This is a genomic window from Geodermatophilus sp. SYSU D00700 (assembly GCF_054050255.1).
This window is the reverse complement of sequence record NZ_JBJGZA010000001.1, coordinates 289,400-311,299: the sequence shown is the minus strand read 5'-3', so window position 1 is coordinate 311,299 and position 21,900 is coordinate 289,400. Positions and strand designations below refer to the sequence as shown.

The window sequence follows — 21,900 nt, the reverse complement described above, 5'->3', positions numbered from 1 at the left end:
TGGGAGGTCGGTGTGGAGGTCGACCCGGCCGCCCGCGGCCGCGGGCTGGGGACCGCGCTGGCCGCCGCGGCTCCCGGACTGGTGCCCGGGGGCGGGCCGCTCTGGGGCGCCGGTGGCGCCAGCCGACACCGCCTCGCTGCGGGGGTTCCTCGCCGCCGGGCCACCGCCCGGTCTGCGCCGAGGTGCTGTTCGGTCCGTGAGCCGGCGCGCACGTTGTCCGTGGTGCCCCACCGGGTAGGGCGCCAGCGAACCCCTCCCCGCGCGCCCGAGGAGCCCCGCATGACCGAGACCTTCCGCCTGGGCCGGATCGCCGGCATCCGGATCGGGGTGAACGCCAGCGTCCTGGTGATCGTGCTGATCATCGCCGCCGGCCTGGCGCTGGGCCGGTTCCCGCTGGTGCTGCCCGGCCGCAGCGGCCTGGCCTACGCCACCGCCGCGCTGGCCGCCGCGGTGGCCTTCCTCGCCTCGCTGCTGGCGCACGAGCTGGCGCACGCGCTGGTGGCCCGGCGCAACGGGGTGGAGGTGGAGGGCATCACCCTGTGGCTGCTCGGCGGGGTGGCCCGGCTGCGCGGGGGTGCGCGGACGCCGGGGGCGGAGTTCCGCATCGCCGGGGTCGGCCCGTTGACCAGCCTCGTCCTGGGCGGGCTGTTCATGGCCGCCGCGCTGCTGGCCCGCGCCGCCGACGCCGGCGGGCTGCCCGTGGCGGTCCTGGACTACCTCGCGGTGATCAACGTGTCGCTGGCCCTGTTCAACCTGGTACCGGCGGCTCCGCTCGACGGCGGGCGGCTGCTGCGGGCGCTGCTGTGGTGGCGGCGCGGCGACCCGTGGTCCTCGGCGGTGACGGCGTCCCGCGCGGGGCGGTTCTTCGGCTTCACGCTCATCGCCCTCGGCGCCCTGCAGCTGGTCACCGGCCGGGGGCTGGGCGGGCTGTGGCTGGGACTGATCGGGCTGTTCCTGGTCAACGCCGCGACCGCCGAGGAGCAGCAGGCGCACGTGTCGGCGCGGCTGGGCGGGCTGCCGGTCGGCCGGGTGATGAGCGGCCCGGTGCTGGTCGCCGACCCAGAGCAGCCGGTCGAGCAGTTCCTGCACGAGGTGGCGCTGGCGCACCGCTTCAGCACCTACCCGCTGGTCGACCCCGGCGGCGCGCTGGTCGGCCTGGTCACCCTCAACCGGCTGCGGTCGGTGCCGGCGGCCGCCCGGGCGACGACCCGGCTGCGCGACGTCGCCTGCCCGCCGGCCGAGATCCCGACCGCCCGCCCGGACGAGCCGCTGCTGGACCTGCTGGGCCGGATGCAGGGCTGCACCGACGGGCGGGCGGTGGTCCTCGACGGCGGCCGCGTGGTCGGGGTGGTGTCCCCGAGCGACGTCACGCGCACCCTGCAGCTGGCCGACCTGGCCGCCGCCGGCGGTCGTTACCCGTCGGCCGGTGGCGGGGCCGACGTCGCCCCGGTGCCGGACCCCGGAGCGCGCTGAGCGGCCGGGGTCAGCGCATCTCCGACAGCCGCGCGCCGAACCCGGCCACCGGGCGCAGCTCGCGGCGGGCGCCGATCCCGAGCAGCGCCGCGCCCACGAGGAGCGCCCCGCCCAGCGGCAGGGGCAGCGCGACGACGGCCAGCCCCACGCCCAGTACCACCGCGGTGACCGCGCCGGTGAGCAAGGGCGCGCGGACCGCCGTCCGGGCCCCCAGCGCCATGGCGGCCGCGGCCGCCACCAGCACCAGCACGGGGCGCAGCGCGCCGGGCTGCAGCACCGCGGCGACCGTGGACGGCGCCGCGGCGACCACCAGGCCGGGACCCCAGGCCGGCCAGGACGGCCCGTCGAGCAGCCGCGGACCGGCGGCCAGCCAGAGCCCGGCGGCGGCCGGCAGGCTCCACGCCTCGACCGCCGACGCGCCGGTCAGGGCCGCAACGGTCCAGGCCGCGGCCACCAGCTCGGCCGCGCCGGTGCGCCACGCCGCGGCGCCCTCGGGCCCGCCGTCGTCCGGGGTGCGGGTGAGCAGCGCCGCCCAGCCGCAGGTGAGCGCTCCCTGCACCGCCAGGTGTGCGGCGAGGGAGGCCCACGCGGCGTCGACGGCGACCACGGCCAGCGCGGCGGCGGCGCAGACCGCGCCCACCGTGCCGGTGGGACCGCGGACGTCCGGCGCCATCGCGGGCCGGCCGGCCAGCGTGATCGCGTAGAGCCCGGTGAGCGCCACGGCGGCCGCACCGGTCGTCAGCAGGCCGGCCGGGACGGCGAGCAGCGCGGCCCCGGCCAGGCAGCCGACCGCCGTGGGCAGGGCCGTGGGCCGCTCGTCGCGCCGCAGCACGGCGACCCCGGCCACCGGGATCGCGGTGAGCAGCAGCAGGACCACGAGCGCCGTCCAGCGGGCGGCCAGCGCGAGCTGGGCGACCGCCAGCAGGACCAGCAGGCTCCCGGCCGCGGTGGCCGCCGGCAGCAGCAGGCCGCGCCGCCACCCGGTCAGCGTGGTCGCGGCGACGCTGACCAGCAGCACGCCGAGCTCGCCGGCCAGCGGCAGCGACACCGGGTCACCGGTGGACAGCGCCGCCCCGACCGCGCCCCCGGCGACGAGCCCGGCCACCACGGGCACCGCCCGCGGCCGGCCGAGCAGCGGCTCGACCGCCCGGACCAGGCGCACCGGCAGCAGCGCGGCCGCGACGGCCACCGTGAGCCCCGCCGCCAGCCAGCGCGCCGGGCCGTCGGCGGTGGCGGCGGTGACCAGCCCGCCCGCGACACCGGCGACCCACCAGGGCCCGGTGGTGACCAGCGCGACGCGGGCGAGCGAGCCCCGCGCGGCCAGCGTGACGCCCAGCCCGGCCAGCGCGACGGTGAGCAGCAGCACCGTCCGCGGCACCGCGTCGGGGACCAGGGACAGCGAGCGCAGCGCCGCCACCTGCACCGCCGCCCAGGCCGCCAGCGGCCAGCTCAGCGGGCGGGGGAACAGGACCCGCAGGCTGACCAGCACCCCCGCCGCGACGAGCGCCGGCAGCGGGCCGCCGTCGAGCGGACGGTCACCGGACGCGGCGCCGGTGAGCGCGAGCGCCGCCGCGGCCGCCGCGCAGGCCTCCTCGGTGCTGCGCAGCCGGGCCCGCGCGGCCAGCGCCGACGCGCAGGCGGCGACCAGCGCCAGCAGCAGGACGCCGATCCGGGCGGCGGCGCCGGCCAGCGACGGTCCGGCCAGTCCGACCGCGATGAGCAGCACGACGCCGACGGCGAGCAGCACCTGCGGCGGGCGCCACCGCGCGGGCAGGGACGGCTCGAGCGGAGCCGGAGCCGCGGCCGGAGCGGGCGGGGCGGAGTAGGGCAGCGGCGGCAGCGGCGCGCCGGTCATCGCCGTCCCTCCCCTCGGTGGTGCACGGCCCCAGGCTGGGGCCGCTCAGCGCATCTGCGCCACCCAGGCCACTGCCTCCCGCGCCTGCTGGCGGCGCCGCTCGTAGGTGGCGCCCACGACGAGCAGGAGCAACCCGGCCGTGGCCAGCGTGATCCAGCGCGGCACCAGCGGTGCGTAGGGCGCCAGCCGCCCGAGGACCACGACGACCAGCGCCCCGGCGCCCACGACGAAGGGCGCCTGCCGGTGGGCGAGCGTGCCGGCGACGGTCAGCGCGGCGGCGGCGACCACGACGCCGACCAGGCGCACCGCCGTCGGCTCAGCGACCACGACCAGCGCCGAGGGCAGCAGCGCGACCGCCGCCGCGGGACCCTCCGCGGCCCAGGACGCGGCGCCCACCCGCAGTGCCGGGACGGCCAGGAGCAGCAGGCCCGCGGCCGCGGGCAGCGTGTAGACCTCCGGCGTGCCGATGTCGGCGCCGGCCGCCGCGATCCAGCCGGCGAGCACGAGGTCGGCCACGGCCAGGACCGCGACCGGCTGCCGGCGGGCGACGACGGCGTAGCAGCCGGCGGCCGCGCCCACGACGGCGAGGTCGACCGCCATCTGGCCCCACGCCTCGACGTCGGCGGCGACCAGCCCCGCCACCAGGCCCGCGAGGGTCCCGGCGACCGCGGCGGCGGCCTCCTCCGGGGACCCGGCGCGCAGGGCGGCGACCGCGAAGGACGCCGCGCCGACCAGTGCCAGCAGCAGCGCGGCGGGGACCGGGGCGAGCAGCCCGTCCTCCAGCGCCACCAGCACCGCCAGGCCCGGTGCGGCCAGCGCGGCGCCCGTGGCGGCGGGCCGCACCTCCGGGCGCAGCACCGCGGCGAGCCCCGCCGGGACCGCGGCGGCGAGCACCAGCAGCGCCAGGGGCCCGGACCGCCCGTCGTCGGCGAGCACCGCCGCGCCGGCCCCGGCCAGGACGCCGCCGGCGGCCAGCAGCCCGGCGAGCACCGCGGCGGACGCGCCGGGCGGGGCCGCCGCGGTCAGCAGCACCAGGCCCAGCCCGGCCGAGGCGACCGACCCGCCGACCCCGAGCCCCGACAGCGACCCGGCGAGGGCCGCCGCGGCGATCCCGGCGGCCAGGCCCGACACCACCCGCGGCTCGGGGAGGCGCGCCGCGGTCCGGGGGGCGCGCAGCAGCGCGAGGGCACCGGCCGCGCCGGCGGCGAGGACCGCGGTCGCGGCCCAGGAGTCCGGCGCTGCGCCGTCCCAGGCCAGCGGCACGCCCAGCAGCACGCCGGCCCCGGCGACCAGCGCCGCCGCGACCTGCGCGACCGGTTGCAGCACCGGGCGCAGGAACAGCAGCGCGAGGACGTCGAGCAGCGCGGTGCCGAGCAGGACCGCGACGCCGGCGGGGCCGTCGGCGATCCCGGCGGGCAGCAGGAGCCAGCCGGCCGGCTGGGCGGCCAGCAGCGCGACCAGCGGCCAGGTGACCGTGCTGCGCGTGGCACGGCCGAGGGCGAGCGCGGCCCCGCCGACGACGACGCAGGACAGCCCGCTCCACAGCCGCACCGGGACCGTGTCGGCCCCGGCCAGGCCCAGGGCGTGGGCGGCCCCGAGGTCGACGGCGAGCAGCGCGGCACCGGCGGCGGCCAGCGCCTCCTCGGTGGCCCGCAGCCCGCGCCGGGCGGCGAGGGCCGACGCGGCACAGGCGGCGGCCGTGACCGTGCCCATGACGACGGCCTGGAAGGTCACCCCCAGCCGCGTCCAGGCCACCGCGACGAACGCGATCGACGCGGCCACCACCAGCAGGGCACCGAGCCCGAGGAGCACCTGCTGCGGGCTCAGCCGACGGCGCGGCGCCCGCGGCGGACGGGCGGGCGCCACCGCTCGAGGCGGTGGCGGGGGAGCGGCCGGAGCGTTCACGCGGGCGACGACCGGGACGTGCGCCGGGGTGGGGGGAGCGACCGGCGCGGTCCGGGCGGCCTGGCGCAGCGTGGCCACCAGGGCGTCGCGCTCGCGGACGAACTCGTCGATGGTCGCGCCCAGCCGGGCCACCACCGTCGCGGCCTGCCCGACGGCGGGCAGCCCGCAGGTCGGGCAGGGTGCGGGGCCCGGGGCGGCCGGGGTGCCGCAGACGGGACAGGGCGGTCCCCAGGTCGGCGTGCTCATGGCCGGGATGGTGACGCGCGGCGGGCGGCTGCGGAACCGATCTCACCCCGGCTGTGGACACGGCCGGCTGCTGTGGACGTCACCCGGCAATCCGTTCGGGTTCCGGCGGGAATGCGCCTACCCTGGGATCAGTGATCTCGACGACCGGCCTGGAGCTGCGCGCCGGCGCCCGCATCCTCCTGAGCGACGTCAGCCTGCGCGTGCAGGCCGGTGACCGCATCGGGCTGGTCGGGCGCAACGGCGCGGGCAAGACGACCACCCTCACCACCCTCGCCGGCGAGCGCCTCCCGCACGCCGGCACGGTCGAGGTGAGCGGGGAGATCGGCTACCTGCCGCAGGACCCGCGCAGCGGCGACCTCGACACCAGCGCCACCGACCGGGTGCTGTCCGGCCGCGGCCTCGACGTCCTCAAGGCCGACCTGGTCAAGGCGCAGGTGGCCATGGCCGAGCCCGCCGACGACGCCGAGCGCGACCGGGCGGTGCGTCGATACGGCCGGCTCGAGGACCGGTTCGCCGCCCTCGGCGGGTACGCCGCCGAGAGCGACGCCGCGCGCATCTGCACCGCCCTCGGCCTGCCCGACCGGGTCATGGGCCAGCCGCTGCGCACGCTGTCCGGCGGTCAGCGGCGGCGCGTGGAGCTCGCCCGCATCCTGTTCTCCGACGCCGAGACGCTGCTGCTCGACGAGCCCACCAACCACCTCGACGCCGACTCGATCACCTGGCTGAAGGGCTTCCTCGCCGCGCACAAGGGCGGCCTGGTCGTCATCAGCCACGACGTCGAGCTGCTCGACGCCGTCGTCAACAAGGTGTGGCACCTCGACGCCAACCGCGCCGAGGTCGACGTCTACAACCTGGGCTGGAAGGCCTACCTGCAGCAGCGGGAGACCGACGAGCGGCGCCGCCGCCAGGAGCGGGCCAACACCGAGCGCAAGATCGACGCGCTCACCGCCCAGGCGGACAAGATGCGCGCCAAGGCGACCAAGGCCCGGGCGGCGCAGAGCATGGACAAGCGGGCGCAGCGGCTCGCCGCGGGCCTGGAGGCGGTGCGCCAGCAGGACCGCGTGGCCCGCCTGCGGTTCCCCACGCCCGCCTCCTGCGGGCGGACGCCGCTCACCGCGGAGGGGCTGAGCAAGAGCTACGGCTCACTCGAGGTGTTCACCGACGTCGACCTCGCCGTCGACCGGGGTGCGCGGGTGGTCGTCCTCGGCCTGAACGGGGCGGGCAAGACGACGCTGCTGCGCGTGCTGGCCGGCGCCGAGGTGCCCGACACCGGCGAGGTCCGGCCCGGGCACGGGCTGCGGATCGGCTACTACGCGCAGGAGCACGAGACCCTCGACCACGACCGCTCGCTGCTGGAGAACATGCGGGCGGCCGCCCCGCAGAGCACCGACACCGAGCTGCGGCGGATCCTCGGCGCCTTCCTCTTCTCCGGCGAGGCCGCCGACCAGCGCGCCGGGACGCTGTCGGGCGGGGAGAAGACACGGCTGGCCATGGCGACGCTGGTCGTCTCCGGCGCCAACGTGCTGCTGCTCGACGAGCCGACCAACAACCTCGACCCGGCCAGCCGCGAGCAGGTCCTCGACGCGCTGCGCACCTACACCGGCGCCATCGTGCTGGTCACCCACGACGAGGGCGCCGTGCGCGCGCTGGACCCCGACAAGGTCATCCTGCTGCCCGACGGCACCGAGGACGCCTGGAGCGAGGACCTCGCCGACCTCGTCGAGCTCGCGTAGCGCGGCGCGACCGGCACCGGCGCGGCCGACCGGCCGGTAGGAAGGGCCGGTGGCGAGCTGGGACGACGTGCGGCGCATCGCCCTGGACCTGCCCGGCGCCGTCGAGGACGACAGGGGGCGCACGCGGTCCTGGCGGGTGGGCGCGCGGGCCTTCGCCTGGGAGCGCCTGCTGCGCCGCGGCGAGCGGGAGCTGCTCGGGGACCGCGCGCCCGAGGGCCCGGCGCTCGGGGTGCGCACCGCCGACCCGGACGTGGTCGACGCCCTCGTCGCGGCACGTCCCGGGGTCTACTTCACCGTCGCCGGCTACGGACTCCACCCGATGGTGCTCGTGCACGTCGAGCGGGCCGCCGTCGAGGACCTGGAGGAGGCGATCACCGAGGCCTGGTGGTGCCGTGCCCCGCGCCGGCTGCGGGAGGAGCTGCGCGGCCGGTGACGGCGGTCCGCCGCGCATCCCACCTGCCGAATCCCGCCTCGCCTGGCCGAGGTCGCCCGTCTGGGTGATCATCGGTCGGGGAGGCCGCCGTCACGGGGACGTCGGCACCACGCGGACGAGCACCCGGCACGCCGGCTCCGGCCGGCGCGGACGGCGGCGACGGAGGGGAGTCATGGCCGACTCGAGCACGGCGGACCTCGGCAAGGGCAAGCGGATCACCGGCGGGGACCGCACGTCCCTCGCGGACGAGCTCAAGAAGCGCTACGACGGCGGGGAGAGCATCCGCTCGCTCGCCAGCTCCACCAACCGGTCGTACGGCTTCGTGCACCGGCTCCTGTCGGAGTCCGGTGCCACGCTGCGCAGCCGTGGCGGTGCCAACCGGAACAGCAAGAAGACCGCGTGACGGCGGTCGAGACCGACGGCTGGGTCCGCACCAGCCGGGACGGCGCGGTCCTCACCGTCACCCTCGACCGTCCCGACCAGCTCAACGCGCAGACGCCGGCCACCTGGGCGGCGCTGGCGGCGGTGGGGGCCGCGCTCGACGACGACGTCCGCGTCGTCGTCGTGCGGGGCTCGGGCCGCTCGTTCTCCGCCGGGCTGGACCGCAGCCTGTTCAGCGCCGACCCGTCGACGCCCGGCGGGCTCGGTCAGCTGGGCGCGCTGCCGGCCGAGCAGGCCCAGGAGCGCATCCGGTCCTACCAGGCCGGGTTTCGGTGGCTGCGCTCGCCGGGGATCGTCTCGGTGGCCGCGGTGCAGGGGCACGCCATCGGTGCCGGTGCGCAGCTGGCGCTGGCCTGCGACCTGCGGGTGCTCACCGAGGACGCGTCGCTGCGGCTGCCGGAGGCGACCCTCGGCCTGGTGCCCGACCTGACGGGGACCAGCACGCTGGCCGAGCTGGTCGGGTACGCGCGGGCGCTGGAATTGTGTGTCACCGGGCGGCCGGTCGGCGCGGCCGAGGCGCTGTCGTGGGGGCTGGCCAACGCCGTCGTCCCGGCGGCGGAGCTGGAGGGGGCGGTCGCGACGCTGGTCGCCGCGCTCACCGCCCCGCCGGTCGGCGCGGTCCGGGAGACCGCGGCGCTGGTCCGCTCGGCCGTCCGCAACGACCCGCAGGCGCAGGACGCCGCCGAGCGCGCCGCCCAGGCGCGCCGGCTCGCCGAGCTGGCCGGGGGCTGAGGGAACCGGAACAGACGGGGACCGGCCGCCGTTCCACCAGCGGCCGGTCCCCGTCCGGCCGGGAGGAGGTCGTGCCATGAGCGGTCCCATGACCTCCATGGCGGCCATGCGGTCGTTCCGCCGCGACCCGTCGGTCACCTCGCGGGAGCTGCCCGAGGGCACGGTGCGCCGCATCCTGGGCATCGCCCGCCCCTACCGGCGGGAGCTGACCTGGTTCCTGCTGCTGGTCATCGGCTCGTCGGTCATCGGGGTGCTCACCCCGCTGCTGGCCGGCGACATCGTCAACCGCATCGCCCGCCTCGACGGCACCGCGGGCGGCGTCGTCCGGATCGCGCTGCTCATCGCCGGGCTCGCCGTCGTCGACGCCGCCATCTCGCTGGCCACGCGCTGGTACTCCGCGCGCATCGGCGAGGGCGTGATCTACGACCTGCGCGCCCGGGTGTTCGAGCACGTGCAGCGGATGCCGGTCGCGTTCTTCACCCGCACGCAGACCGGCGCGCTGGTCAGCCGGCTCAACAACGACGTCGTCGGGGCGCAGCAGGCGTTCACCTCGACGCTGTCCGGCGTCGTCTCCAACGCCATCGGCCTGGTGCTCACCGCCGGCGTCATGTTCTCGCTGTCGTGGCAGATCACCCTGCTGTCGCTGGTGATGGTGCCGCTGTTCGTGCTGCCCGCCCGCCGCATCGGCCGCCGGCTGCAGGAGATCACCCGGGAGTCCTACGGCCTCAACGCGTCGATGAACGCGACCATGACCGAGCGGTTCAACGTGGCCGGCGCGCTGCTGGTCAAGCTGTTCGGCCGCCCCGACGCCGAGGCCGAGAGCTTCCGCGGCCGGGCGGCGCGGGTCCGCGACATCGGCGTCCTGTCGGCCATGTACGGCCGCACCTTCTTCACCGCGCTGACGCTGGTGGCCGCGCTGGCCACCGCACTGGTCTACGGCCTCGGCGGGTGGCTGGCCTTCGCCGGGTCGCTCTCGCCGGGCGACGTCGTCGCGCTCGCCCTGCTGCTGTCGCGGCTCTACGGCCCGCTGACCGCGCTGTCCAACGTGCGGGTCGACGTCATGAGCGCGATGGTCAGCTTCGACCGGGTGTTCGAGGTGCTCGACCTGCCGCCGATGATCGCCGAGGCGCCCGACGCGGTGCCCGTGCCCGCCGACGACCGGTCCATCGAGTTCGACGCGGTCTCCTTCAGCTACCCGGCCGCCTCCGACGTCTCGCTGGCCTCCCTGGAGGACGTGTCGCTGCCCGAGCACGGCGGGCCGACGGCGGTGCTGCACGACGTGTCGTTCCGCGTCGAGCCCGGTCAGATGGTGGCCCTCGTCGGGCACTCCGGTGCGGGCAAGTCCACCGTCGTCAACCTCGTGCCGCGGCTCTACGACGTGACCGCCGGGACGGTGCGGGTCGGCGGGCTCGACGTCCGGCGGGCCACGCTGGCCTCCCTGCGCGACGCGATCGGCGTCGTCAGCCAGGACGCGCACCTGTTCCACGACACCATCCGCGCCAACCTCCGCTACGCCCGGCCCGACGCCACCGAGGAGGAGCTGTGGTCGGCGCTGACCGGCGCGCGGATCGCGGCCCTGGTCGCCTCGCTGCCCGACGAGCTGGACACGGTGGTCGGGGACCGCGGCTACCGGCTCTCCGGCGGGGAGAAGCAGCGCCTGGCCATCGCGCGGGTGCTGCTGAAGGCGCCGGGGATCGTCATCCTCGACGAGGCGACCGCGCACCTCGACAGCGAGTCGGAGGTGGCGGTGCAGCACGCGCTGGACACCGCGCTGGCCGGCCGGACGTCGCTGGTGATCGCGCACCGGCTGTCCACCATCCGCAGCGCCGACCAGATCCTCGTCGTCGACGACGGTCGCATCGTGGAGTCGGGTACTCACGAGGAGTTGCTGGCGCTCGGAGGGCGGTACGCCGACCTCTACCGGACGCAGTTCGCCGACGGCGAGCGTCGGACGGTCGACGCGGCATAGCAACTAGCGTTCCTCCTGCCCCAGCTGCACCAGGAGGAGCTCCGTGACGTCCGCCCACCCGTACGACGCCCAGATCCGCTCGCTGTACACCTCCTTCGTCGACGGGTGGAACCGGCGCAGCGGAGCGGCGGTCGCCGCGGTGTTCGCCGACGACGGCGACATGGTCGGGTACGACGGCACCACGGTCAGCGGGCGGCTGTCGATCGCGTCGGACCTGCGGCGGGTGTTCGGCAGCCACCCCACGGCCACCTACGTCGGCATCGTCCGCTCGGTGCGCGCGATCGCCGACGGCGTGGCGGTGCTGCACGCGCACGCCGGGATGATCCCGCCGGGTGAGGACGACGTGGACCCGGGCCTGCACAGCATCCACACGCTGGTGGCGGTCGACGAGGGCGGCGGCCGGTGGAAGACGACGCTGTTCCAGGCGACCCCGGCCGCGTGGCTGGGCCGCCGCGACGCCCGGGACGCGCTGACGGCGGAGCTGCGCGGGCTGCTGGCCACCGCCCGGTGAGCGTGCTGGTCCGTGCCGCGGACCTGCTCGCCGGGCCCCGGCCGGTGCTGCTCGACGTCCGCTGGGCGCTCGGCGACGACCGCAGGCGCGAGCGGTACCTCGCCGGCCACCTGCCGGGCGCGGTCTTCGCCGACCTCGACACCGAGCTGGCCGCGCCGCCGTCGGCCGAGGAGGGCCGGCACCCGCTGCCGTCGGTCGCGGACCTGCAGGCCGCGGCCCGGCGGTGGGGGATCCGCACCGGCGACGCGGTGGTCGCCTACGACGCCACCGGCGGGCTGGCCGCCGCGCGGGCCTGGTGGCTGCTGCGCTGGGGCGGGCTCGCCGACGTCCGCTTGCTCGACGGCGGCCTGGACGCCTGGGTGGCCGCGGGCGGGGCGCTCGAGACCGGCGACGTCGTCCCGGAACCCGGCGACGTGGCGCTGACCGGGGGCGGGATGCCCACGCTCACCGCCGACGAGGCCGCGGCGCTGCCGGCCGGCGGCGGGGTGCTGCTCGACGCCCGCGCGGCGGAGCGCTACCGCGGCGAGGTCGAGCCGGTGGACCCGCAGGCCGGCCACGTGCCCGGTGCGGTGAGCGCGCCGACGACGGGGAACCTGGCGCCCGACGGCACGTTCCGCACCGACCTGGCCGGCCGGTTCGCCGCGCTGGGCGTGCGCCCGGGGACGACGGTCGGCGTCTACTGCGGGTCGGGGGTGACCGCCGCGCACGAGGTGGCCGCGCTGGCGCAGGCCGGGATCGAGGCGGCGCTGTGGCCGGGCTCGTGGTCGCAGTGGTCGAACGACCCGTCCCGCCCGGTGGCGACGGGGCCGGATCCGGCCTGAGGACCCGCCGGCGCTGGCATGCTGCCGCCGTGCAGCCCGTCACCGCCCGCCCCACGGGGCCGCTCGTCGTCGCCGCCCTCGCCGGGCTCGCCCACCTGGCCGTTGGGTGGTTCTACCTCGCCGGCGGTCTGGTGGTCCCCGGCGCCGTCCTGGTCCCGCTCTGGCTGCTGTGGCTGGCGCTCGCCGTCTGGCTGGTCCGCCTGGCGGCCCGACGCTCGTGGTGGACGCCGGTGGTCCCCGTGGTCGCCGCGGCCGTGTTCGTGCTGGTGCTGGTCGTGGGTGAGCGGGTGCTCGGCTGGCAGGCCTGACCAGGTGCCTCTGTCGCGCTAGTGGCTGTCGAGGGCGGCGTCGTAGCGGTCGAGCAGGACGGCGGCGATGCGCTCGTCGGGCAGCAGGGGAGCGGTGACGAGGTCGGCGCCGGCCTCGGCGAGCTTGCCGTGGAAGTGGCCGGGCGCCAGCAGGTAGGAGGTGACGACCACCCGCTCGGCGCCACCCCTGCGAGCGGCCGCGACCGCGTCGGCCACCGGCGGCTGGGCGGCCGAGCCGTACCCGGTGGTCACCGGCCCGGCCCAGGAGCGCTGCAGCAGGTCGGCGGTGTCCTCCACGTCGGCCACCGACCGCGGGTCGCTCGACCCGGCGGCGGCGAGGACCACGGCGGTCAGCGGGTCGCCCGGGTCGGCGCCGGCCTCGACGAGCCGGTCGAGCAGCACCGCGGCCAGCCGGGGGTCGGGACCCAGCGGCCGGGCCGCGACGGCGGTGTCGTGCGCGGCGACGGCGCCGGCGATGTCGACGTGCACGTGGTAGCCGCCCGACAGCAGCAGCGGCACGACGACGGCCGGCTGCCCGGATCCGGCGAGCCCGGCCACGACGTCGACGACGGTCGGCGGCTGCACGTCGACGAAGGCCGCGGTGGTGGTCAGCCCGGGGCGCAGCCGGCGTGCGGCCAGCGCGAGCTCGGCGACCAGCCGCCGCCCGGTGGGGTTGCGCGTGCCGTGGGCGCAGGCGACGAGGACCGGGCAGGAGCTCATGGGGTGCGGAGCACGCCGCCGTCGACGGCGACCATGGTGCCGGTGACGTAGGAGGCGACGGGGGAGAGCAGGAAGGCGGCCACCCGGCCGAACTCCTCGGGCCGGCCCACCCGGCGAAGCGGGATGCCGGCCTCGGTCTGCGCCCGGATGCGCTCGGGATCGCCGGAGGCGGCCTCGATCTCGGTGATCCGGTCGGTGGCGATCGTGCCGGGCATCAACCCGAGCACCCGGATCCCGCGGGGACCGAGCTCGTCGGCCAGCGCCTTGGCCGTCATCGCCAGGCCCGGCCGCAGGCCGTTGGAGATCGCCAGGTGCCCGATCGGCTGGCGCGCCGAGGTCGACAGCACGAAGCCGATCGCCGCGCCCTCGCCCAGGTGCGGCTCCAACGCCCGGACCAGCCGCAGCGGGCCGAGCAGCACGCTGTCGACGGCGTCACGCCAGGCGTCCTCCGGTGTCTGCAGCACGGTGCCCTGCGCCGGCCCGCCCACCGACACCAGGACGCCGTCGACCCGACCGAGCACCTCGAGGGCGCGGGAGACCAGCAGGTCGGCGGCGTCCGGGTCGGCGAGGTCGGCCGCGACCCCGGAGGCGCCGTCCCCCAGCTCGGCGACGGCGGCCTCCACCGAGGACGCGGACCGGGAGCTGACGAGGACGCGCGCCCCGTCGGCGACGAGGGCCCGGGCGGTCGCGAGGCCCAGTCCCCGGCTCGCGCCGGTGAGCAGGTACCCGCGACCGCCCAGGCCCAGGTCCATCAGGCGGCCGAGCCGCGCAGCGACCGCAGGACGTACTGCATGATCCCGCCGTTGCGGTAGTAGTTCGCCTCGCCGGGGGTGTCGATGCGGACGCGGGCGTCGAACTCCACGTCGCCCGCCTTCACCTTCACCGTGCGCGGGGTCTCGCCGTCGTTGAGGGCGGTGATCCCGGTGATGGTGAACTCCTCGTCGCCGGTCAGGCCGAGGGACTCCCGGTTCTGGCCCTCGGGGAACTGCAGCGGCAGCACGCCCATGCCGATGAGGTTGGAGCGGTGGATCCGCTCGTAGCTCTCGGCGATGACCGCCTTGACGCCGAGCAGCGCCGTCCCCTTGGCCGCCCAGTCGCGCGACGAGCCCGAGCCGTACTCCTTGCCGGCCAGCACGACCAGCGGGACGCCGGCCTGCTGGTAGGCCTGCGAGGCCTCGTAGATGCTCGTCGTCTCGCCGGTGAGGTGGTTCTTGGTGACGCCGCCCTCGGTGCCGGGCACCAGCTGGTTGCGCAGCCGGATGTTGGCGAAGGTGCCGCGGATCATGACCTCGTGGTTCCCGCGGCGGGAGCCGTAGGAGTTGAAGTCGCGGCGCTCGACGCCGTGCTCGCGCAGGTACTGCCCCGCCGGGCTGTCGGCCTTGATCGAGCCGGCCGGCGAGATGTGGTCGGTGGTCACCGAGTCGCCGAGCACCGCCAGCGTCCGCGCGCCGGTGATGTCCTGCACCGGGGCCGGCTGGTCCTGCATGCCCTCGAAGTACGGGGGCTTGCGGACGTAGGTGCTCTCGGCGTCCCACGAGAAGGTGTCACCGGTGGGCGTGGGCAGGTTCTGCCACTGCTCGGTGCCGGCGAAGACGTCCTCGTAGCTGCGGCCGAACTGCTCGGCCGAGACCGCCTCGTCGATGACCCGCTGCACCTCGGCCGGCGAGGGCCAGATGTCGCGCAGGTACACGTCCTGCCCGTCCTTGCCCTTGCCCAGCGGCTCGGTGGTGATGTCGACGTCCATCGACCCGGCCAGCGCGTAGGCGATGACCAGCGGCGGGCTGGCCAGGTAGTTCATCTTGACGTCGGGGTTGATCCGGCCCTCGAAGTTGCGGTTGCCCGACAGCACCGAGACGACGGCGAGGTCGGCCTCGTTGACCGCGGCCGACACCGGCTCCGGCAGCGGGCCGGAGTTGCCGATGCAGGTGGTGCAGCCGTAGCCGACCAGGAAGAAGCCGAGCTTCTCGAGGTACGGGGTGAGGCCGGACTTCTCGTAGTAGTCGGTGACGACCTTCGAGCCCGGCGCCAGCGTGGTCTTGACCCAGGGCTTGGTCTCCAGGCCCGCCTCGACGGCCTTCTTCGCCAGCAGCGCCGCCCCGAGCATCACCTGCGGGTTGGAGGTGTTGGTGCAGGAGGTGATCGCGGCGATCACGACGTGGCCGTGGTCGACGAAGGTCTCCGTGCCGTCCTCGAGCACCACGCGGGTGGGCTTGGAGGCGCGGTCGGCCACCGGGCCGGTGACGACGTGGTGCGGCTTGCCGGCGTCGCCGTTGTCGTGCGCGAACGGGCTGGCCGGGTCCGAGGCCGGGAAGGTCTCCTCGACCGACTCGTCGACGCTGGAGCCGGCGTCGCGGGGCGCGTCGTCGTCGTCCTGCTGCATCTCGTCGACCGGCGCGTAGGTCGGCAGCGCCTCGCGGAAGGAGGCCTTGGCGTCGGTGAGCGCGACCCGGTCCTGCGGCCGCTTCGGGCCGGCGATCGAGGGGACGACCGTGGACAGGTCCAGCTCGAGGTACTCGGAGAAGGCGGGCTCACGCGACGGGTCGTGCCACAGGCCCTGCTCCTTGGCGTAGGCCTCGACCAGCGCCACCTGCGCGGCCGGGCGTCCGGTCAGCTCCAGGTAGGTGATGGTCTCCTCGTCGATGGGGAACATCGCCGCGGTCGAGCCGAACTCCGGGCTCATGTTGCCGATCGTGGCGCGGTTGGCCAGCGGGACCGCGGAGACGCCCTCGCCGTAGAACTCGACGAACTTCCCGACGACGCCGTGCTGGCGCAGCATCTCGGTGATCGTGAGGACCAGGTCGGTGGCGGTGGAGCCCTCGGGCAGCTCACCGGTCAGCTTGAAGCCGACCACGCGCGGGATGAGCATCGACACCGGCTGGCCGAGCATCGCGGCCTCGGCCTCGATGCCGCCGACGCCCCAGCCGAGCACGCCCAGGCCGTTGACCATCGTGGTGTGCGAGTCGGTACCCACGCAGGTGTCGGGGTAGGCGACGACGCGGTCGCCCTCCTGGCGCGGGAACACCACGCGGGCCAGGTGCTCGATGTTGACCTGGTGGACGATGCCCATGCCCGGGGGGACGACCTTGAAGTCGTCGAAGGCGCCCTGGCCCCAGCGCAGGAACTGGTAGCGCTCGCCGTTGCGCTGGTACTCGATCTCGACGTTGCGCTCGAACGAGTCCGGGGTGCCGAAGACGTCGGCGATGACCGAGTGGTCGATGACCAGCTCGGCCGGCGCCAGCGGGTTGATCTTGTTCGGGTCGCCGCCGAGCTCCGCCATGGCCTCGCGCATGGTGGCGAGGTCGACGATGCAGGGGACGCCGGTGAAGTCCTGCATGACCACACGGGCCGGGGTGAACTGGATCTCCTGGTCGGGCTCGGCCGAGGGGTCCCAGTTCGCCAGCGCCCGGATGTGGTCGGCGGTGATGTCCGCGCCGTCCTCGGTGCGCAGCAGGTTCTCGAGCAGGACCTTCAGGCTGAAGGGGAGCCGGTCTGCGCCCTCGACCGCGTCGAGCCGGTAGATGTCGTAGTCGGTGCCGTCGACGCTGAGCGTCGACCGGGCCCCGAAGCTGTCCTTGCTGGCTGCCACTGCTTGCGCCTCACCCTCGCGTGTCCATCGGGCTTGAATGCCACCCTCCATCATCCCAGCCCGGCCCGGCGAGCCGCTGGCCAGGCGACCCTTCCCTTCCCCGGTGAGCTGCGTCGCACGACGCCCGTGGCCCGTGCACTTCCGCGGACGCGCACGAGGAGAGGACGGACCTACGGTGGACGGCGTGACCGGCGCCGTGCCCGACCCGCTCCCGGACTGGCTGGCCGGCGCCCGCCGGATCACGGTGCTGACCGGTGCGGGCGTCTCCACCGACAGCGGCATCCCCGACTACCGCGGGCCGCAGGGCGTGTGGACCCGCGACCCCGACGCCGAGAAGCTGGTGACGCTGTCCTACTACGTCTCCGACCCCAGGATCCGGCGCAAGGCGTGGCGCATGCGGGCGGGGATGCGCGCCGCCGACGTCGCCCCGAACGCCGGGCACCGCGCGCTGGCCGACCTCGGCCGCCGGGGCCGGCTGCGCGCGCTGCTCACCCAGAACGTCGACGGGCTGCACCAGGCGGCGGGCTCCGCACCGGACCGGGTCCTCGAGCTGCACGGCACGGTGCACGCCGTCGAGTGCCTGTCCTGCGGCGACCGCACGTCGATGGACGACGCCCTGGCCCGGCTCGACGCCGGCGAGCCCGACCCCGCGTGCCTGGTCTGCGGCGGCATCCTCAAGTCGGCGACGGTCAGCTTCGGGCAGGCCCTCGACCAGCGGGTCCTCGACGCCGCGGTGCAGGCGGCCGCCGACTGCGACGTCTTCCTCGCCGTCGGCACCTCGCTGGTGGTGTACCCGGTCGCCGGGCTGGTGGAGGTCGCCGCGGCGCACGGGGCCCGCGTCGTCATCGTCAACGCCGAGCCCACCCCCTACGACGGGCTGGCCGACCTCGTCGTCCGCGAGCCCATATCGACGGCGCTGCCGCGGTTGCTGGGGACGGCGTGACCCGCGCGGAGCTCGAGGCCCGCTACCGCGAGCTCGTGCTGCGCGAGCTGCCGCGGCGGGCCCGCGAGGGCCGCTGGGTCGTCAGGAACGACCACTGCTTCGGCCGCATCGTGCTCGACCACGCCGTGGCGGGGCGCTGGTACGACGTGCTCGACAGTCGCCGGTCGCCCGCGTTCGCGCAGCTGTCCGACGAGCAGCTCGCCGGCGCCGTCGCGCTGGCCGAGCGGGTGCTCACGGAGGGCGACCCGCTGCTGCGCGAGCTCGACGCGCAGAGCGTGGCCTGGCGCGGCAAGCCGCCGAAGCGGTGACCCTCCTCGTCGTCCACCTCGCGCTGACGGCGGCCTACGCCGGCTTCCAGTGGACCGTGCGCGCGCTGGTCTACCCGCAGTTCGCGCGGGTGCCGCCGGAGGCGTTCCCCGCGTACGAGCGGGCGCACCAGCGGCTGATCGCGTGGGTCGTCGGGCCGCTGTTCGCCGGCCAGGCCGTCACCACGCTGTGGCTGCTGGCCGCCCGACCGGCCGGGACGCCGCTGCTGCCGGTGCTCGCGAGCGGCGGCTGCCTCGCGCTGGTGCTCGCGGTGACGGCGCTGGTCGCCGTCCCGCTGCACCGGCAGCTGGCCGCCGGGTGGGACGCCGGAGTGCACCGCCGGCTCTGCCACGCCGACACCGTCCGGGTGGTCGCGGCGACGGCCGGCACGGTCGCCGCCGCGTGGGCGGTGCTGGCCACGGACGGCTGACCCTCGTCCTCCCGCACCGCAGCGGGTCCTCCCTCACCGCAGCGCGTCCTCCCTCACCGCCCACCGTGCGGGAGGACGCTGCACGATCAGGTCACCTGATCGTCGCGGAGGCGGCTAGCGTGACGGCGACCACGTCGAGCGGCTGACCGGCCCGCGGTCGGCCCTGGCTCCCCGGGAGATCGCATGCGCGTGCCCCTCACCACCCGCGACTTCCTCGACCGCGCCGAACTGGTCTACGGCGACCGCGTCGGCGTCGTCGACGAGCCGAGCCAGCCCGCGCCGTCGCTGGGCGAGGTGACCTGGCGCGAGTTCGCCCGCCGCGGCCGCGCGCTCCAGGCCGGTCTCGACGCGCTCGGCGTGGAGGAGGGCGAGCGGGTGGCGATCGTCAGCCACAACGCCGCCCGGCTGCTGGAGGTGCTGCTGGCCGTCCCGTCGTCGGGCCGGGTGGCGGTGCCGATCAACTTCCGGCTCAACCCGGAGGAGGTCTCCTACATCGTCGGGCACTGCGGCGCGCGCGTGCTGCTGGTCGACCCGGAGCTGGAGACCTCGCTCAAGGGCGTGCAGGCCGAGCACCGGTTCGGCACCGGCGAGGAGTACGAGCAGCTGCTGGCCTTCGGCGCCGAGCCCCGGCCGTGGGGCGAGCCCGACGAGGACGCCACCGCCACCATCAACTACACCAGCGGCACCACCGCGCGGCCCAAGGGCGTGCAGATGACCCACCGCAACATCTGGGTCAACGCGGTCACCTTCGGCATGCACATGCAGGTCAGCGACCGCGACGTCTACCTGCACACGCTCCCGATGTTCCACTGCAACGGCTGGGGGCTGCCGTACACGATGGCCGGCGTCGGCGCCCGCCAGGTGGTGCTGCGCAAGGTCGACGGCGCGGAGATCCTGCGCCGCGTCGAGCAGCACGGCGTCACGATGATGTCCGGCGCGCCCGCCGTCTGGAACGCCGTCCTCGACGCCGCAGCCGAGTGGGACGGAGAGGTGCCCGGCCGCGACCGGGTGCGGATCGTCGTCGCCGGTGCGCCGCCGCCCTCGCGCACCGTCGCCCGCGTCGAGGCCGAGCTCGGCTGGGAGTTCAACCAGATCTACGGCCTCACCGAGACCGCCCCGCTGCTGACCATCAACCGGCCGCGCGCGGAGTTCGACGACCTCGACCCCGAGGAGCGCGCCAAGCGGCTGTCACGGGCCGGCGTCCCGGCGCTGGGCACCCGGCTACGGGTCAGCGAGTCCGGCGAGGTGCTCGCCCAGGGCAACACCGTGCTGGCCGGCTACTGGGACAACCCCGACGCCTCCGCCGAGGCGCTCGAGGGCGGCTGGTTCCACACCGGCGACGGCGGCAGCATCGACGACGGCGGCTACCTGACCATCTCCGACCGCAAGAAGGACGTGATCATCACCGGCGGCGAGAACGTCTCCTCCATCGAGGTGGAGGACGCCGTGTTCAGCCACCCCGCCGTCGCCGAGGTCGCCGTGATCGGCATCCCCGACGACAAGTGGGGCGAGCTGGTGACCGCGATCGTCGTCGTGACCGAGGGGGAGACCGTCACCGCGGAGGAGATCATCGCCCACTGCCGCTCGCGGCTGGCCGGGTACAAGACGCCCAAGCGAGTGGAGTTCCGCGACGCGCTGGCCCGCACGGCCACCGGCAAGATCCAGAAGTTCAAGCTGCGCGAGCCCTTCTGGCAGTCGAGCGAACGTCAGGTGAACTGAACCCGCCGCCCCTCCCGGCCGGGAGGGGCCCGACCCCACCCTTCGGGGGGAGACGCTCTCAACCGGGCCACCCGGCCGGTCGATCTCCGTGCGGGTGGCACCCGGACGGGTGCCCGGAGAGCACGCGCCCGGCCCGCACGCCGGCGCACCGGGAGGGGTCGGCACGTGGGTACGGGTACGCGCACGCGACATCACCGCTGGGCGCTGCGCGCCGCCGGGACCGCCGTGGCCGGTCTGCTGGCCGTCGGGCTGACCCCCGGCACCGCCGCCGCGGCGCCCACGGACGAGGAGATCGCCGCCGCCGAGGCCGCGCGGGACGCCGCCTCGGCGCAGGTGGGCGTGCTGAGCGCGCAGCTCGCCGAGGCCGAGGCCGCCGCCGCCCAGGCGCACCAGAACGCGCAGATCGCGCTGCAGGACTACGAGGAGACGCAGGCCGCCTACGAGGCCGCGCGCGCCGCCGCCGACGAGGCTGCGGCCGCCGCCGCGCGGGCCGACGCCGAGGTCGCCACCGGGCGCGCCCAGGTCGCCGCCTACGCCCGCGACACCTACATCCAGGGCAGCACCGCGCCCGGCGCGGCCGCGCTGCTGTCCTCCGGCGGCCCCGCGCAGCTCATCGAGCGGGCCGCGCTGCTCGAGGCGGCCGGCACCCACCGCGTCGACGTCGTCGGCGAGCTCGTCGTCCTGCAGGAGCAGGCCGCCGTCGCCCAGCAGGAGGCGCACACCGCGTCGGAGCAGGCCGAGGAGCTGCAGGCCGAGGCCGCCGTGATCCTCGAGGGCGCCCAGGCCCAGGAGCTCTCCGCCCGCGAGCAGACCGCCGCGCTCGCCGGGCAGCGTGACGCCCTGGCCGCCCAGGCCGCGGCCGCCGGTCAGGAGGTCACCGAGCTCCAGCAGGAGCAGGACGCCGCCGAGGCCGCGGCCGCTGCGGCCGCCGCCGCGGCTGCGCGCGCCGCGGCTGCGCGCGCCGCGGCCAGCGCGACCCCCGCCCCGGCCCGCCCGGCCCCGCCCGCTCCGCAGGCCGCCCCGTCGACGCGCCCGGCTCCGGCTCCGGCTCCGGCCCCGGCTCCGGCCCCGGCCCCGGCCCCGGCCCCGGCTCCGGCTCCGGCTCCGGCTCCCGCTCCGGCTCCGGCTCCGTCTGGCTCGTCCTCGTCGGGTTCCTCGTCGGGCTCGTCCTCCGGGGGTGCGGCGGGCACGCCGACGCCGCCGTCGTCGACCGTCGCCGGCGCCCCGTCGGCCTCGGCTGTGCAGCGGGCGATCGACGCGGCGATGTCCCAGCGCGGCCTGCCCTACAGCTGGGGCGGCGGCGGCGCGAACGGCCCGAGCTACGGCATCCCGCCGGACACCGGCATCCACGGCTTCGACTGCTCCGGGCTGACGGAGTACGCCTACGCGCGGGCCGGCATCCGGATCGGCGGCACCAGCCGCGACCAGTGGTGGAACAACCGCGGCAAGACCGTCGCCCGCGGCGACCTGCGCCCCGGCGACCTGGTCTTCTGGGGCTCGGGGAGCTCCTACACCTCGATCTACCACGTGGCGCTCTACATCGGCGACGGCAAGGTGGTCCACGCCCCGCAGAGCGGCGACGTGGTCAAGGTGGCGCCGATGTGGTTCGGCAGCACGTACTTCGGGGCGGTCCGCCCCACGGCGTGACGAAGGACCTCCCTGCCCCCACCGCTCGCACGCTCGCGGCGGGACCCTGCAGGGAGGCCGGGAGGACGCACTGCCGGGCGCGGACACCGGCTGGGCATGAGGGCGTCGGGCAGCCACGGGGG

Annotated in this window: 19 protein-coding genes; 14 read left to right on the top strand and 5 right to left on the bottom strand. The window is 76.4% G+C overall.

What is annotated here, in order from left to right; genetic code table 11:
- Positions 1–279 precede the first annotated feature (279 nt).
- Positions 280–1,473: a site-2 protease family protein gene (locus ACI79V_RS01475; protein WP_456886166.1), complete on the top strand. Its 1,194-nt coding sequence runs from the start codon at positions 280–282 to the stop codon at positions 1,471–1,473.
- 10 nt (positions 1,474–1,483) lie between these two features.
- Here ACI79V_RS01475 and ACI79V_RS01470 read toward each other — a convergent pair whose 3' ends face one another.
- Together ACI79V_RS01470 and ACI79V_RS01465 are read right to left on the bottom strand one after the other, a co-directional pair.
- Positions 1,484–3,328, bottom strand: a complete 1,845-nt coding sequence (locus ACI79V_RS01470; protein WP_456886164.1) for an SCO7613 C-terminal domain-containing membrane protein — start codon at positions 3,326–3,328, stop codon at positions 1,484–1,486.
- Positions 3,329–3,373: 45 nt separating this feature from the next.
- The gene (locus ACI79V_RS01465) at positions 3,374–5,479 is read right to left on the bottom strand and encodes an SCO7613 C-terminal domain-containing membrane protein (protein ID WP_456886162.1); all 2,106 of its coding nucleotides are present in this window, start codon (positions 5,477–5,479) and stop codon (positions 3,374–3,376) included.
- Between the two features lie 131 nt (positions 5,480–5,610).
- Between ACI79V_RS01465 and ACI79V_RS01460 the strand changes: the two genes are divergently transcribed.
- From ACI79V_RS01460 to ACI79V_RS01425, 8 genes are all read left to right on the top strand, one after another.
- The gene (locus tag ACI79V_RS01460) at positions 5,611–7,212 is read left to right on the top strand and encodes an ABC-F family ATP-binding cassette domain-containing protein (RefSeq protein ID WP_456874189.1); all 1,602 of its coding nucleotides are present in this window, start codon (positions 5,611–5,613) and stop codon (positions 7,210–7,212) included.
- 49 nt (positions 7,213–7,261) lie between these two features.
- Complete coding sequence (locus ACI79V_RS01455; protein WP_456886160.1) at positions 7,262–7,645, top strand: MmcQ/YjbR family DNA-binding protein; 384 nt, start codon at positions 7,262–7,264, stop codon at positions 7,643–7,645.
- Positions 7,646–7,817: 172 nt separating this feature from the next.
- Positions 7,818–8,048, top strand: a complete 231-nt coding sequence (locus ACI79V_RS01450; protein ID WP_456874187.1) for a helix-turn-helix domain-containing protein — start codon at positions 7,818–7,820, stop codon at positions 8,046–8,048.
- On the top strand, positions 8,045–8,818 hold the full coding sequence (locus tag ACI79V_RS01445) for an enoyl-CoA hydratase/isomerase family protein (RefSeq protein ID WP_456886158.1): 774 nt from the start codon (positions 8,045–8,047) through the stop codon (positions 8,816–8,818). The genes ACI79V_RS01450 and ACI79V_RS01445 overlap by 4 nt, the downstream gene beginning before the upstream one ends.
- A gap of 76 nt (positions 8,819–8,894) precedes the next feature.
- Positions 8,895–10,787, top strand: a complete 1,893-nt coding sequence (locus ACI79V_RS01440) for an ABC transporter ATP-binding protein (RefSeq protein WP_456886156.1) — start codon at positions 8,895–8,897, stop codon at positions 10,785–10,787.
- 43 nt (positions 10,788–10,830) lie between these two features.
- Positions 10,831–11,298, top strand: a complete 468-nt coding sequence (locus ACI79V_RS01435) for an SgcJ/EcaC family oxidoreductase (RefSeq protein ID WP_456886154.1) — start codon at positions 10,831–10,833, stop codon at positions 11,296–11,298.
- Entirely contained in the window at positions 11,295–12,119 is an 825-nt protein-coding gene (locus ACI79V_RS01430; protein WP_456886152.1) for a sulfurtransferase, read from the top strand. Before ACI79V_RS01435 ends, ACI79V_RS01430 begins: the two co-directional genes overlap by 4 nt.
- Before the next feature lie 29 nt (positions 12,120–12,148).
- Positions 12,149–12,427: a hypothetical protein gene (locus tag ACI79V_RS01425; protein WP_456886150.1), complete on the top strand. Its 279-nt coding sequence runs from the start codon at positions 12,149–12,151 to the stop codon at positions 12,425–12,427.
- An 18-nt stretch (positions 12,428–12,445) separates the two neighbouring features.
- Here the strand turns inward: ACI79V_RS01425 and ACI79V_RS01420 are convergent, their stop codons facing one another.
- Genes ACI79V_RS01420 through ACI79V_RS01410 form a run of 3 tightly spaced genes read right to left on the bottom strand, consistent with a single transcriptional unit; the run spans position 12,446 to position 16,733 of the window.
- Positions 12,446–13,147: a sirohydrochlorin chelatase gene (locus ACI79V_RS01420; protein WP_456886148.1), complete on the bottom strand. Its 702-nt coding sequence runs from the start codon at positions 13,145–13,147 to the stop codon at positions 12,446–12,448.
- Positions 13,144–13,899, bottom strand: coding sequence for an SDR family oxidoreductase (locus ACI79V_RS01415; RefSeq protein ID WP_456886146.1), 756 nt, complete (start codon positions 13,897–13,899; stop codon positions 13,144–13,146). Before ACI79V_RS01415 ends, ACI79V_RS01420 begins: the two co-directional genes overlap by 4 nt.
- Complete coding sequence (locus ACI79V_RS01410) at positions 13,899–16,733, bottom strand: aconitate hydratase (RefSeq protein WP_456886144.1); 2,835 nt, start codon at positions 16,731–16,733, stop codon at positions 13,899–13,901. Before ACI79V_RS01410 ends, ACI79V_RS01415 begins: the two co-directional genes overlap by 1 nt.
- Before the next feature lie 184 nt (positions 16,734–16,917).
- Between ACI79V_RS01410 and ACI79V_RS01405 the strand changes: the two genes are divergently transcribed.
- The 5 genes from ACI79V_RS01405 (at position 16,918) to ACI79V_RS01385 (ending at position 21,778) form a co-directional block, all read left to right on the top strand.
- On the top strand, positions 16,918–17,676 hold the full coding sequence (locus tag ACI79V_RS01405) for an SIR2 family NAD-dependent protein deacylase (protein ID WP_456886142.1): 759 nt from the start codon (positions 16,918–16,920) through the stop codon (positions 17,674–17,676).
- Positions 17,673–17,984: a hypothetical protein gene (locus ACI79V_RS01400; protein ID WP_456886140.1), complete on the top strand. Its 312-nt coding sequence runs from the start codon at positions 17,673–17,675 to the stop codon at positions 17,982–17,984. Before ACI79V_RS01405 ends, ACI79V_RS01400 begins: the two co-directional genes overlap by 4 nt.
- Complete coding sequence (locus ACI79V_RS01395) at positions 17,981–18,412, top strand: DUF1772 domain-containing protein (protein ID WP_456886138.1); 432 nt, start codon at positions 17,981–17,983, stop codon at positions 18,410–18,412. Before ACI79V_RS01400 ends, ACI79V_RS01395 begins: the two co-directional genes overlap by 4 nt.
- Before the next feature lie 183 nt (positions 18,413–18,595).
- Positions 18,596–20,131 carry an AMP-binding protein gene (locus tag ACI79V_RS01390; RefSeq protein WP_456886137.1) on the top strand — a complete coding sequence of 512 codons (1,536 nt, stop codon included), beginning with the start codon at positions 18,596–18,598 and terminating at the stop codon, positions 20,129–20,131.
- 165 nt (positions 20,132–20,296) lie between these two features.
- The gene (locus ACI79V_RS01385; RefSeq protein ID WP_456886134.1) at positions 20,297–21,778 is read left to right on the top strand and encodes a C40 family peptidase; all 1,482 of its coding nucleotides are present in this window, start codon (positions 20,297–20,299) and stop codon (positions 21,776–21,778) included.
- Positions 21,779–21,900: the final 122 nt, after the last annotated feature.

Excerpts from the sequence above, each read along its gene's own strand:
- ACI79V_RS01450 (WP_456874187.1), top strand. The coding sequence starts at position 7,818 with ATGGCCGACTCGAGCACGGCGGACCTCGGCAAGGGCAAGCGGATCACC.
- ACI79V_RS01465 (WP_456886162.1), bottom strand. The coding sequence starts at position 5,479 with ATGAGCACGCCGACCTGGGGACCGCCCTGTCCCGTCTGCGGCACCCCG.
- ACI79V_RS01440 (WP_456886156.1), top strand. The coding sequence starts at position 8,895 with ATGAGCGGTCCCATGACCTCCATGGCGGCCATGCGGTCGTTCCGCCGC.
- ACI79V_RS01420 (WP_456886148.1), bottom strand. The coding sequence starts at position 13,147 with ATGAGCTCCTGCCCGGTCCTCGTCGCCTGCGCCCACGGCACGCGCAAC.
- ACI79V_RS01390 (WP_456886137.1), top strand. The coding sequence starts at position 18,596 with ATGCGCGTGCCCCTCACCACCCGCGACTTCCTCGACCGCGCCGAACTG.
- ACI79V_RS01415 (WP_456886146.1), bottom strand. The coding sequence starts at position 13,899 with ATGGACCTGGGCCTGGGCGGTCGCGGGTACCTGCTCACCGGCGCGAGC.
- ACI79V_RS01475 (WP_456886166.1), top strand. The coding sequence starts at position 280 with ATGACCGAGACCTTCCGCCTGGGCCGGATCGCCGGCATCCGGATCGGG.
- ACI79V_RS01470 (WP_456886164.1), bottom strand. The coding sequence starts at position 3,328 with ATGACCGGCGCGCCGCTGCCGCCGCTGCCCTACTCCGCCCCGCCCGCT.